Source organism: Marivita lacus, from assembly GCF_014637725.1.
GTDB lineage: Bacteria > Pseudomonadota > Alphaproteobacteria > Rhodobacterales > Rhodobacteraceae > Marivita > Marivita lacus.
This window is the reverse complement of the sequence record NZ_BMFC01000001.1, coordinates 95,570-108,347: the sequence shown is the minus strand read 5'-3', so window position 1 is coordinate 108,347 and position 12,778 is coordinate 95,570. Positions and strand designations below refer to the sequence as shown.

Annotated in this window: 11 protein-coding genes; 1 reads left to right on the top strand and 10 read right to left on the bottom strand. The window is 62.0% G+C overall.

Features of this window, described 5'->3' with window-relative positions; translation table 11 throughout:
* Positions 1–180 precede the first annotated feature (180 nt).
* The 9 genes from lpdA to mdh form a co-directional block, all read right to left on the bottom strand.
* On the bottom strand, positions 181–1,569 hold the full coding sequence (lpdA, locus tag IEV82_RS00550; protein ID WP_188480000.1) for a dihydrolipoyl dehydrogenase: 1,389 nt from the start codon (positions 1,567–1,569) through the stop codon (positions 181–183).
* 87 nt (positions 1,570–1,656) lie between these two features.
* Positions 1,657–2,046: an MAPEG family protein gene (locus IEV82_RS00545; protein ID WP_188479999.1), complete on the bottom strand. Its 390-nt coding sequence runs from the start codon at positions 2,044–2,046 to the stop codon at positions 1,657–1,659.
* Positions 2,047–2,117: 71 nt separating this feature from the next.
* The gene (odhB, locus tag IEV82_RS00540) at positions 2,118–3,650 is read right to left on the bottom strand and encodes a 2-oxoglutarate dehydrogenase complex dihydrolipoyllysine-residue succinyltransferase (protein ID WP_188479998.1); all 1,533 of its coding nucleotides are present in this window, start codon (positions 3,648–3,650) and stop codon (positions 2,118–2,120) included.
* A gap of 3 nt (positions 3,651–3,653) precedes the next feature.
* The gene (locus IEV82_RS00535) at positions 3,654–6,620 is read right to left on the bottom strand and encodes a 2-oxoglutarate dehydrogenase E1 component (RefSeq protein ID WP_188479997.1); all 2,967 of its coding nucleotides are present in this window, start codon (positions 6,618–6,620) and stop codon (positions 3,654–3,656) included.
* 33 nt (positions 6,621–6,653) lie between these two features.
* Positions 6,654–7,118: a DUF805 domain-containing protein gene (locus tag IEV82_RS00530; protein ID WP_188479996.1), complete on the bottom strand. Its 465-nt coding sequence runs from the start codon at positions 7,116–7,118 to the stop codon at positions 6,654–6,656.
* Between the two features lie 89 nt (positions 7,119–7,207).
* A complete protein-coding gene (gene sucD, locus IEV82_RS00525) occupies positions 7,208–8,092 on the bottom strand; it encodes a succinate--CoA ligase subunit alpha (RefSeq protein ID WP_188479995.1) in 885 nt (294 codons plus the stop codon).
* A gap of 4 nt (positions 8,093–8,096) precedes the next feature.
* Positions 8,097–9,290 (bottom strand): ADP-forming succinate--CoA ligase subunit beta, encoded by a 1,194-nt coding sequence (gene sucC, locus IEV82_RS00520; RefSeq protein WP_188479994.1) that lies wholly within the window; start codon positions 9,288–9,290, stop codon positions 8,097–8,099.
* 182 nt (positions 9,291–9,472) lie between these two features.
* Positions 9,473–10,435: a glycosyltransferase family 2 protein gene (locus IEV82_RS00515; protein ID WP_188479993.1), complete on the bottom strand. Its 963-nt coding sequence runs from the start codon at positions 10,433–10,435 to the stop codon at positions 9,473–9,475.
* 160 nt (positions 10,436–10,595) lie between these two features.
* On the bottom strand, positions 10,596–11,558 hold the full coding sequence (gene mdh, locus IEV82_RS00510) for a malate dehydrogenase (RefSeq protein ID WP_188479992.1): 963 nt from the start codon (positions 11,556–11,558) through the stop codon (positions 10,596–10,598).
* Positions 11,559–11,705: 147 nt separating this feature from the next.
* On the opposite strand from mdh, the gene IEV82_RS00505 reads away from it, so the two are divergent.
* On the top strand, positions 11,706–12,461 hold the full coding sequence (locus tag IEV82_RS00505; protein WP_188479991.1) for a sulfite exporter TauE/SafE family protein: 756 nt from the start codon (positions 11,706–11,708) through the stop codon (positions 12,459–12,461).
* Here IEV82_RS00505 and IEV82_RS00500 read toward each other — a convergent pair.
* Complete coding sequence (locus IEV82_RS00500) at positions 12,458–12,772, bottom strand: hypothetical protein (protein WP_229747624.1); 315 nt, start codon at positions 12,770–12,772, stop codon at positions 12,458–12,460. The two genes, IEV82_RS00505 and IEV82_RS00500, sit on opposite strands and share 4 nt — an antisense overlap.
* Between the last annotated feature and the right edge of the window lie 6 nt (positions 12,773–12,778).

Sequence of the window (12,778 nt, the reverse complement as noted above, 5' to 3'; positions counted from 1 at the left end):
CCGGGGAGACTTCCCCGATAAAGAAAAAACCGTCGGCCCAAGGGGGCGGCGCCGCTTCTTTCAGAGATCATAGGGTTCTTCGAAGAGCCGGGATACCGCGGTTTGCAGACCGCAGGGACAGGCGCGTTGAACCGCGCTTGGGGGAAGCCTTATGAAAAAGGCGTCCCCCGTGCCATGCGTTTACATGTGGATGGCACCGTCGCCACAGGCAAGTGCCGCCTCGCGCACCGCCTCGGAATAGGTCGGGTGCGCGTGGCAGGTGAGAGCCAGATCCTCGGCCGACGCACCGAACTCCATCGCGACACAAATCTCATGGATCAGATCGCCCGCCATCGGGCCGATGATATGCGCGCCCAGGATGCGGTCGGTGTCCTTGTCGGCGAGGATCTTCACGAACCCGTCGGCGGCAAAGTTGGCCTTGGCCCGGCCATTGCCCATGAAGCTGAACTTGCCGACCTTGTAATTGCGGCCCGCTTCCTTGAGCTGTTCCTCGGTCATGCCGACATTGGCGACCTCGGGGTGGGTATAGATCACGCCGGGAATGACGCCGTAATTCACATGACCCGCCTTGCCCGCGATCACCTCGGCGCAGGCCATGCCTTCGTCCTCGGCCTTGTGGGCCAGCATCGGGCCGTCGATGCAATCGCCGATGGCGTAGATGCCTTTGACATTGGTCTGCCAATGCGCGTCGGTCTTGATCTGGCCGCGCGGCGACATCTCGATCCCCAGCGCATCGAGGCCCAGACCGTCGGTGAAGGGGCGACGCCCTGTGGAGACGAGCACCACATCTGCGTCCATCTCGTGCTCGCTGTCATCCTTGCGCAGTTTGTAGGTGACCTTGGCCTTGCTCTTGCCAGCGTCGACCGATTGCACGGCGGCACCCATCGTGAAGGTCAGACCCTGTTTCTGCAGCAGTTTCTGGAAGGCCTTTTGCACCTCGGCATCCATGCCGGGCGTAATGGCGTCGAGATATTCGATCACATGCACCTCTGTGCCAAGGCGGCAATAGACCGACCCCAGTTCGAGCCCGATCACCCCCGCGCCGATGACGATCATCTTTTTCGGGATCTTCGGCAATTCGAGCGCGCCGGTCGATGTGACAACCACCTTCTCGTCGATCTCGACACCCGGCAGGCTGCTGGCCTCGGAGCCGGAGGCCACGATGATGTTCTTGGCTTCGTGCACGTCGTCACCGACCTTGACCTTGCCCGCCTCGGGGATGGAGCCCCAGCCCTTGAGCCAGTCGATCTTGTTCTTCTTGAACAGGAATTCGATGCCCTTGGTGTTCTGGCCGATCACGTCATCCTTGTAGGCCATCATCTGTTTCCAGTCGACGGATGGCGATTTGCCCTTGAGGCCCATCTTGGCAAAGTTGTGCTCGGCCTCGTGCAGCTGGTGGGTGGCGTGCAGCAGCGCCTTGGAGGGAATGCAGCCCACGTTGAGGCAGGTGCCGCCCAATGTCTCGCGGCCCTCGACGCAGGCGGTCTTCAGGCCGAGCTGAGCGCAGCGGATCGCGGCCACGTAGCCGCCGGGGCCGGAGCCGATGATGATGACGTCGTATTGTGCCATGAGCGTGGTCCTTTGTGGTTTCTGGGGAGGGGGGCGCTGCCCCCCGGCCTGCGGCCTCCCCCCGGAGGTATTTTCGACAAGAAGAAGTTACATCAGTGCCGCCAATAACAGGTAGAGCGTGGCGGCGAAACCAATCGCCCAGATGAGGGAGCGCCAGGGCACCCAGCCGAAGACATAGGCGGGCACGTAAAGCACCCGCGCCACGAGGTAGATCCCGCAGGCAAGGGCCGTCTCTTCGGTGTTCTGCCCGGAATAGGTGATCACCATGACGGCGATGCCGAACAGGATCAACCCTTCGAAATGGTTGTTCATCGCACGCTGAAGCCGGCCTGCCTTGCCGGTGAGTTGCACAGGCGTGTCGCGCGGGCCAAGCGCCTTCTTGGTGCCGACCTGCATCTGCGCCACGACGGAATAGGCTGCGAATTGCAAGACTTGCAGCAGGGCGGCGAGGGTGAGGGCGGTAAGTTCGGGGGTCATGATCACTCCGAATGGTGCGTGAGATCACGCACCCTACAACGCGGTAGGGTGCGTGCTGGCGCGCACCAGGCTTACAGATCCATCAGCAACCGGCGCGGGTCTTCGAGCGCGTCCTTGACGCGGACGAGGAAGGTCACGGCGCCTTTGCCGTCGACGATGCGGTGGTCGTAGCTGAGGGCGAGATACATCATCGGGCGGATCACGATCTCGCCGCCCACGACCATCGGGCGGTCCTGGATCTTGTGCATGCCGAGGATGCCCGATTGCGGCGGGTTCAGGATCGGCGAGGACATGAGCGAGCCGTAGACACCGCCGTTCGAGATGGTGAAGGTGCCGCCCTGCATTTCCGCCATCGACAGCTTGCCGTCACGGGCGCGGCGGCCCTTTTCGGCGATGGCTTTCTCGATCTCCGCAAAGCTCATCTGGTCGGCATCGCGGATGACCGGCACCACGAGGCCTTGCGGCGTGCCTGCGGCGACGCCCATGTGGACGAAGTTCTTGTAGACGATGTCGGTGCCGTCGATCTCGGCATTGACCTCGGGCACTTCGCGCAGCGCGTGGCAGCAGGCCTTGGTGAAGAAGGACATGAAGCCGAGGCGGACGCCGTGTTTCTTCTCAAAGAGGTCCTTGTACTCGTTGCGCAGCGCCATGACCTCGGTCATGTCGACCTCGTTGTAGGTGGTCAGGATCGCAGCGGCGTTCTGCGCGTCCTTGAGGCGGCGGGCGATGGTCTGGCGCAGGCGGGTCATCTTGACCCGTTCCTCGCGCGCGGCATCATCGGCGCTGACGGGTGCGCGCGGCGTGGAGACCGGGGCCGATGTCTGTGCGGCGGGAGCGCTGGCTGCGGCGGCGACGGCCTTGGCCACGTCTTCCTTCATCACGCGGCCATCGCGGCCCGAGCCCTGGACCTGATCGCGGCTGACGCCCGCTTCGGCCATCGCCTTCTTCGCCGAGGGCGCGTCTTCGACATCCCCGGCGCCGGTCGAGGCAGGCTGGACTGCCGGGGCGGGGGCGGTTTCCTGCGCGCTGGCGGAGGCTGATGCACCCGCCTTGCCACCGATCACACCCAGCTTGCCACCGGCCGAAACGGTCGTGCCTTCGGCGGCGGTGATCTCGGACAGGACACCTGCGGCAGGAGCGGGCACTTCGACTGACACCTTGTCGGTTTCCAGCTCGCAGAGCATTTCGTCCTGCGCAACAGTGTCACCGACCTTCTTGAACCAGGTCGAAACGGTCGCTTCTGAGACCGACTCGCCCAGCGTGGGGACCATGACATCGACGGTCTTGGCATCGTCCGACACGGCTTCGGCAGCAGCGGCGGCCTTGGCCGAGGGGCGTTCCTCGGGGGTGGCCGATCCGGCTTCGCCCGCTTCGGCGATATTGGCCAGCAGCGCATCGACGCCGACCGTGTCGCCTTCATTGGCGACGATGTCGGCAAGAACACCCGCGGTGGGCGAGGGCACTTCGACCGTCACCTTGTCGGTTTCCAGTTCGCACAGCATTTCGTCCACGGCAACGCTGTCGCCCGGCTTCTTGAACCATGTGGCGACCGTGGCTTCTGTCACGGATTCACCCAGCGTGGGCACACGCACTTCGGTTGTCATGTCTTAGTTCCCTTCGATCGTCAGCGCTTCGTCAACGAGTGCTGCTTGCTGTGCTTTGTGTTGGCTGGCCAGACCCGTCGCGGGCGAGGCCGATGTGGCGCGGCCCACGTAGCGGGGGCGCGGATGCGTGGCATTGATGCGGCCCAGAACCCATTCGAGGTTCGGTTCCATGAAGGTCCAGGCGCCCTGGTTCTTGGGTTCTTCCTGGCACCAGATCATCTCGGCCTTGGGGAAGCGTTCAAGCTCCTTGACCGCAGAGATCGCCGGGAACGGGTAGAACTGCTCAAAACGCAGGATGTAGATGTCGTCGATGCCACGGGCGTCGCGTTCCTCGAGCAGGTCGTAATAGACCTTGCCCGAGCACATCACGACGCGTTCGATCTTGTCGTCGCTGACCAGTTTGGTCTCCGAGTTGCCATATTGCGCATCGTCCCAGAGCACGCGGTGGAAGCTGGACCCGGTGGTGAATTCCTCGGTCTTGGACACGGCCAGCTTGTGACGCAGCAGCGATTTCGGCGTCATCAGGATGAGCGGCTTGCGGAAGGACCGGTGCAGCTGGCGGCGCAGGATGTGGAAGTAGTTGGCCGGGGTCGAGCAATTGGCGACGATCCAGTTGTCCTGACCGCATTGCTGCAGGAACCGTTCGAGGCGGGCGGACGAGTGTTCAGGCCCCTGTCCCTCATAGCCATGCGGCAAGAGGCACACGAGACCCGACATGCGCAGCCACTTGCTTTCGCCGGAGCTGATGAACTGGTCGAACATGATCTGCGCACCGTTGGCGAAATCGCCGAACTGGGCTTCCCAGAGGGTCAGCGCGTTGGGTTCGGCCAGCGAGTAGCCATATTCGAAACCCAGCACCGCGTATTCCGACAGGGCCGAGTCGATCACTTCGAAACGCGACTGTCCTTCACGGATATGGTTGAGCGGGTAGTACCGTTCCTCGGTTTCCTGGTTCACCAACGCCGAGTGACGCTGGCTGAACGTGCCGCGTGTGCTGTCCTGACCGGCCAGACGGACCGGGTAGCCTTCGGTCAGGAGCGATCCGAAGGCCAGTGCTTCGGCGGTGGCCCAATCGAAGTTCACGCCGGTCTCGAGCATCTCCTTGCGGGACTCGAGCAGGCGCGCGACGGTCTTGTGCACCGGGAAGCCATCGGGCAAGCGGGTGATCGCCTCACCGACCTGCTGCATCGTGTCGGGGCTGATCGCGGTCTGGCCGCGCTGGTAATCGTCCTTGTCCTGACGGTCGAGATGGCTCCAGCGCCCGTCGAGCCAGTCGGCCTTGTTGGGCTTGTAGTTCTTGCCGGCCTCGAATTCCTCGTTGAGGTGCGACTGGAACGCCGCCTTCATGTCCTCGATTTCGCCCTCGGGGATCAGGCCGTCCTTGACCAGACGTTCGGTATAAAGCGACAGCGTGGTCTTCTGCTGCTTGATCTTCTTGTACATCAACGGGTTGGTGAACATCGGCTCATCCCCCTCGTTGTGACCGAAGCGGCGGTAGCAGAAGATGTCGATGACCACGTCCTTGCCGAATTTCTGACGGAACTCGGTCGCGACCTTGGCGGCGTGCACAACCGCTTCGGGGTCGTCGCCGTTGACGTGGAAAATCGGCGCCTCGACCACCAGCGCGTTGTCGGTCGGGTAGGGCGAGGAGCGCGAGAAATGCGGGGCGGTGGTGAAACCGATCTGGTTGTTCACCACGATATGCATGGTGCCGCCGGTGCGGTGCCCGCGCAGACCGGACAGGGCGAAACATTCCGCCACGACGCCCTGACCGGCAAAGGCCGCATCGCCGTGCAGCAGGATGGGCATGACCTGACGGCGTTCGCTGTCGCTGATCTGGTCCTGCTTGGCGCGCACCTTGCCCAGAACGACCGGGTTGACCGCTTCGAGGTGCGAGGGGTTCGCGGTCAGCGACAGGTGGACGGTGTTGCCGTCGAACTCGCGGTCGGAACTGGCGCCGAGGTGGTATTTCACGTCGCCTGAGCCGTCGACCTCTTCGGGCTTGAAGCTGCCGCCCTGGAATTCGTTGAAGATCGCGCGGTAGGGCTTTTGCATCACGTTGGCCAGAACCGACAGGCGGCCCCGGTGCGGCATGCCGATGACGATGTCCCTGACGCCGAGGTTGCCGCCGCGCTTGATGATCTGCTCCATCGCGGGGATCAGGCTTTCGCCGCCATCGAGGCCAAAGCGCTTGGTGCCCATGTACTTGACATGGAGGAACTTTTCGAAGCCTTCGGCCTCGACCATCTTGTTCAGGATCGCCTTGCGGCCTTCGCGGGTGAACGCGACTTCCTTGCCGTAGCCTTCGATCCGTTCCTTCAGCCATGCGGATTGTTCGGGATCGGAGATGTGCATGTATTGCAGCGCAAAGGTGCCGCAATAGGTGCGACGCACGATGTCGAGGATCTCGCGCATCGAGGCGATCTGGAGGCCCAGAACGTTGTCGATGAAGATCGGGCGGTCCATGTCCGCCTCGGTAAAGCCGTAGGATTTCGGCTCAAGTTCCGGGTGCGCGGTCTGTTCGCGCATGCCCAGCGGATCGAGATCGGCGGCAAGGTGGCCCCGGATGCGGTAGGCGCGGATGATCATGAGCGCGCGGATGCTGTCCAGAACGGCGCGCTGGATGGCGTCATCGGTGACCTGAACGCCCTTTTCCTCGGCCTTGGCCTTGATCTTGTCACCGGCGCTTTTCGCCTCGGCGGGGGCGACGGGCCATTGACCGTCCAGCGCCGCCGTCAGGTCGTCATTGGGCAGCGGCGGCCAGTCGGTGCGCGCCCAGCTTGGGCCTGTCGCCTCTTTCTTGACGCTGACTTCGTCATCGCCCAGCTGCCGGAAGAACGCCTGCCACGCCTCGTCGACCGCGCTGGGATCGCTCGCGTAGCGCGCGTACATCTGTTCAAGATAGGCCGCGTTGTGCCCCTGCATGAAGCTGGAAGCGTGGAAGAGGTCGTTGGGGCTTTGGTCTGTCATGACGGTACCTTGGGGTTCTGGGGGCGGGCAGGATCAGGAATGTTGAGCGGGCGGAGGCCCGTAGGCATTGATTTCTGGTTGCGACGGGCGCGTCAGCCACCACAGGAACAGCAGGCTGACGATCAGTTGCACGAAGCCAAGCGCCGAGAAGAGCGCCATGTTTCCCATGTTGGGCATCTGTCCGGCCGCCATTGCATCGGGGTCGGGCATGTCTGGCGCGAGCAGCGTGGTCACAAGGCCAAGGCCGAAGGGAATGACGATGTACCAGCCCGGACGGCCGGTGTCCTGCAAGCGCCGGTAGCCTGCGCCCAGCAGCGGGCTGAGCAGGGCGAGGGCATAGACGATGTAGAGCCCCCACCAGATCATCTGGGTGATGACGGCGCCGATCAGGAAGGCCAGAAAGAACCACCAATATTCAGAGCGCGACGCGCGGCCCTGGAAGCTGGCGTATTTTTCGACAAGGCAGGTGCGGATGGCAGTCTGAAAGTTCATCGTCATCTCTGGTCTCCTTGTGGAGTGAGGCAAGCCGGGCAAATGCCCGGCCTACCCGATTTGCGTCGGCCGGGGCCTCTGACCCGGCACCCGTGTCAGCCCTTGATCGCGGCAAGCACCGCTTCGCCAAGCTGTGCGGGGCTTTCGGCCACGACGATGCCTGCGGCTTTCATCGCTTCGATCTTGTCCTCGGCACCACCTTTGCCGCCCGCGACGATCGCGCCGGCATGGCCCATGCGGCGTCCCGGAGGGGCGGTGCGGCCCGCGATGAAACCGGCGGTGGGCTTCCAGCGACCGCGCTTCTTTTCATCGGCCAGGAACTGCGCCGCTTCTTCCTCGGCAGAGCCGCCGATCTCACCGATCATGATGATGCTCTCGGTCTCGTCATCTGCGAGGAACCATTCCAGCACGTCGATATGCTCGGTGCCCTTGATGGGGTCGCCGCCGATGCCGACGCAGGTGGACTGGCCCAGGCCCACATCGGTGGTCTGCTTGACCGCCTCGTAGGTGAGCGTGCCGGAGCGCGACACAACGCCGACGCTGCCGCGACGGTGGATGTGGCCGGGCATGATGCCGATCTTGCAGGCATTGGGCGTGATGACACCGGGGCAGTTCGGGCCGATCAGACGCGACTTGGAGGTCTCCAGCGCGCGCTTGACGCGCATCATGTCCATGACCGGGATGCCTTCGGTGATGCAGACGATCACTTCCATCTCGGCGTCGATCGCCTCGAGGATCGAGTCGGCGGCAAAGGGCGGCGGCACGTAGATCACGGTCGCGTTCGCGTGGGTCGCGTGCTTGGCCTCGTGGACCGAGTTGAACACGGGCAGGTCGAGATGGGTCATCCCGCCTTTGCCCGGTGTCACGCCGCCGACCATCTTGGTGCCATAGGCGATGGCCTGTTCGGTGTGGAATGTCCCCTGCGAGCCGGTGAGGCCCTGGCAGATGACTTTGGTGTTTTCGTCGATAAGTACGGCCATCTGCTTAGCCCTTTACTGCTTTTACGATTTTCTGGGCGCCGTCCTTGAGGTCGTCGGCGGCGATCACGTCGAGGCCGGAGTTCTGGATGATCTCCTTGCCCTTTTCGACGTTCGTGCCTTCGAGACGCACAACCAGCGGCACCTTGAGGCCCACCTCTTTCACCGCGGCGATCACGCCTTCCGCGATGACGTCGCAGCGCATGATGCCGCCGAAGATGTTGACCAGAATGCCCTTGACCTGCGGGTCCGAGGTGATGATCTTGAACGCCTCGGTGACCTTTTCACGTGTCGCACCGCCGCCCACATCGAGGAAGTTGGCCGGTTCGGCACCGTAGAGTTTGATGATGTCCATCGTCGCCATGGCAAGGCCCGCACCGTTCACCATGCAGCCGATCTCACCGTCCAGAGCGATGTAGTTGAGGTCGTACTTGGAGGCCTCAAGCTCTTTGGGGTCTTCTTCGGTGGTGTCGCGCAGTTCTGCGATATCCGGGTGGCGGTACATGGCGTTGCCGTCAAAGCTCATCTTGGCGTCGAGGCATTTCAGATCGCCTTCGTCGGTGACGATAAGCGGGTTGATTTCCAGCATCTCCATGTCTTTTTCGACGAAGAGCTTGTAGAGAATGCCCATCAGCTGGACGCACTGCTTGATCTGCTTGCCTTCGAGACCGAGGTTGAAGGCGATGCGACGGCCGTGGAACGGCTGGTAGCCAGTGGCGGGATCGACCGAGAAGCTGAGGATTTTCTCGGGCGTATGTTCCGCGACTTCCTCGATATCCATGCCGCCTTCGGTGGAGGCCACGAAGGACACGCGGGAGGTCTGGCGGTCGACCAGCAGGGCGAGATACATCTCTGTCTGAATGCCCGAGCCATCTTCGATATAGATGCGGTTGACCTGTTTGCCGGCGTCGCCGGTCTGCTTGGTCACAAGGGTGCGGCCCAGCATCTTCTTTGCTTCTTCGGCGGCTTCTTCCACCGATTTGGTCAGGCGCACACCACCGGCTTCGCCAGCGCTGTCTTCCTTGAACTTGCCCTTGCCGCGGCCACCCGCGTGGATCTGGGCCTTGACCACCCAGAGTGGGCCGTCCATCTCGCCTGCCTTGGTCTTGGCCTCTTCGGCCTTGAGGACCACGCGGCCATCCGACACCGGAGCGCCGTAGCTGCGTAGCAGGGCTTTCGCCTGATACTCGTGGATGTTCATCGGTCAACTGTCCCGTTTATTGCTTCGATTTTCGCCGATATAAGAGACAGACGAGGAAACATTTAACGTCTTTTTTGCCGCAGGCCGGGCAAATCGGCAAAAAACCGACATTTGTGATCACAGCTAAAAATCGTGTGATCACAAAAATAATGTTTCGGTTAAGAATCACATCTCCGTCTCGGCTAGGCTGCAGTTCTCGCGAGCGACGGCATGGCAGCCAAAGTTGCTTTCACCGATGCTTCATGCGCTCGTTTTATGTTGGAAACGCTGAGGATGCGCGCGTGTTCATCGACCAGCAAATCGTGATATCGCAGGATGTCATGGGATTGGGCGACGTTCTGATTGAAGCGGTCGAAGAACGTGTCCGAATAGCGGGCGAGATGAGCGCCATTGCCACCAAAGAAACCCAATCCTCGGGCTTGTTTCAGTGCATAAAGCATGCGCGTGCGGACACAGTAGTGATTGATGCGTCCGAAACGAGAGAACCCGTTTCGGGGAGCGACCCCACCTTTCGGTGATCCGTCGCGGAAGCGTTCGGTAAAATACTCGTGTCCGAGTTTCGCCCCGCATCCGTCAAGCATCGTCACGCTGTCTTCTGCTCCCTGTATCCAGATCGGACGGTGCAGATGGAGTTGTTCGACGGCGTCGCTGTAGCGGAACAGGGTTTTGACCGGGGACGATAGCCGGAAAAACCTCTTCGAGGTTCCTGTGAATTTGTCGAGGACAAAACCGTTCGGCAAGCCGGCAAAGCCACTGTCACCCATGATGCGCCAGTTGATCGAGATCGACGTTCCGCCCCTGGCATGCAAGGCGCGGACAAGGTCGCTTACAGATGGCATGCGCTCTGGGGGCACGAGGAACTCGTCAAGATCCAGCCACATGACGTAGTCGCCGTTTCGGAACACGCCATCGCGCCGCGCCTTTGCCTCGGCTTGCATTTGCGGTGAGAGTTTGCCGTACAGGATATTCGGTCGGTGTTCGATTAGTCCTTCCCGGTCCAGAGCGGCAAGAACACCGTCCGAGCGGTCTTGGCAATCGTTGGACGCGATCACGATGCGATCAAAGCCGATCACGCGATGATATGCGACCCATTCCACAATGAATGGACCCTCGTTCTTAAGGCTCGAAAACAGGGTAAAGGACATAATGCTGCTCTTTTTTGAGAGCAGGCTACATCATGTCGGCCATATTGCTACCGCGAAGAACGAGGCGCATGCAGTGTTTGCGTTGAACAGTGATACTGGGCCCACAAAAGAAGGCCGCCCGATGCCGGGCGGCCCGTGAACGCGAAATCGAAAGGGCGCGTTACGCGAGGCTCTCGTCGATTCCTTTGCACGCTTCGACAAGGCCTTTGACGGCGTTGACGGAGTTGTCGAACATCACCTGTTCATCCTTCGACAGCTTGATGTCCACGACCTTCTCGATGCCGCCGGCACCGATGATCGTGGGTACGCCGACATAGAAGCCGTTGAGGCCGAATTCGCCGTCGCAATAGGCCGCGCAGGGCAGCAGGCGGCGTTGATCCTTGAGATAGGATTCGGCCATTTCGATGGCGGATGTTGCGGGCGCATAGAAGGCGGAGCCGGTCTTGAGCAGGCCGACGATTTCCGCGCCGCCGTCACGAGTGCGCTGCACGATCGCGTCGAGCTTGTCCTGTGTCGTCCAACCCATCTTGACCAGATCGGGCAGAGGGATGCCTGCGACTGTGGAGTAACGTGTCAGCGGAACCATCGTGTCGCCGTGGCCACCCAGAACGAAGGCGGTGACGTCTTTCATCGACACGTCGAATTCGAGGCTCAGGAAGTGACGGAAGCGCGCAGAGTCCAGAACGCCTGCCATGCCGCAGACCTTGTGGGTCGGCAGGCCAGAGAATTGCTGCAGCGCCCAGACCATCGCGTCGAGCGGGTTGGTGATGCAGATCACGAAGGCGTCGGGTGCGTTGGCGGCGATGCCTTCGCCCACGGATTTCATGACCTTGAGGTTGATGCCCAAAAGGTCATCGCGGCTCATGCCCGGCTTGCGGGGCACACCGGCGGTGACGATGCAGACATCCGCGTCTGCGATGTCGGCGTAGTCCTGCGTGCCCTTGAGGCGTGCGTCGAACCCTTCGGAAGGGCCGGATTCTGCGATGTCGAGCGCCTTGCCCTCGGGGGTGCCTTCGGCGATGTCGAAAAGCACAACGTCACCCAGTTCTTTGAGTGCCACGAGGTGGGCAAGGGTGCCCCCGATCTGTCCCGCGCCGATAAGGGCAATCTTGGGTCTGGCCATGGAATTTGTCTCCGGTCCGTATTGAATTTGCGCCGTGCTAGTCCGACTTGGACCGTTTCGCAAGTGTGGCGAAAGCACATGTCTTTTCTGGTGGTTCGCGCAGGGGCCGGATATGTCAATGATATCCCGTAGGAAAGTGGGGCAGGAATGGACGTTCTGAGCTGGACAGTTTTTGCCATTGGCGTGCCCGCAGTGCTGTTTGCGGGGGTGTCCAAAGGCGGGTTCGGGTCCGGTGCTGCCTTTGCCAGCGCGTCGATTCTGGCGCTGGTGGTAGAGCCTGCGATTGCGCTGGGCATCATGTTGCCGCTGCTCATGCTCATCGATGTGGCGAGCCTGCCGGCCTACTGGAAGAAATGGAGCTGGCCGGAAACGCGGCTTCTGCTGTGGGGCGGCGTGCCGGGCACGTTTCTGGGCGCGCTGTTCTTTGGCTGGGCGAATGACGACGTGATCCGGCTCTTGATCGGTGGGATCTCGGTCGCCTTCGTGGCCTGGCAATTGGTGCAGGCGGCGGAATGGGTGGTGATCGGAGAGCGGCCGATGTCACCGACGGCGGGCGTGACAGCAGGCGTCGCGCTGGGCTTTACCAGCTTCGTCAGCCATGCGGGCGGGCCAGTGGCGGCGGTGTATCTGCTGGGTCGGAAGCTGAGCAAGACCGCGTTTCAGGCGACGACCGTGATCGTGTTCTGGGCGATGAACGTGCTCAAGGCGGCGATCTATGCCGCGATGGGCTTTTTCACGCTGGAGACGCTGACGCTGAATCTGGCGCTTGCGCCTGTGGCGGTTCTTGGCACCTATCTGGGTGTCCGGGCACATCATGTCGTGCCCGAACGGGTGTTTTTCGGTCTGACCTATGTGCTGCTCATGGTCACGGGATCAAAGCTGATCTGGGACGCGCTGACCTAGGCATCCTCGGCCGGGGTCGGCAGGGTTTCGGCCAGCCGTTCGAACGCCTCACCGCTGGCGACAAGGCAGGTCAGACCGGCGGCATTGGTCACGGTGATTGTCCAGCTTCCGGTCGTGGTGGAAGCGAAGACCTCGACCATGGTGTTGTTCTGCGCAAGGCCGATGGATTGGCGGGTTTCACCATAGGTGCTGGCGAGCCGTTCGATCACCAAAGCGCGGTCGGCGCAGTTCTGTTGTGCTTGGGTCAGTGTCGTCGACGCGATCAATGCGCCTGTTGCGAGGACCGTCATGGTCCAGAAGTTCTGTGTCATCGCCTT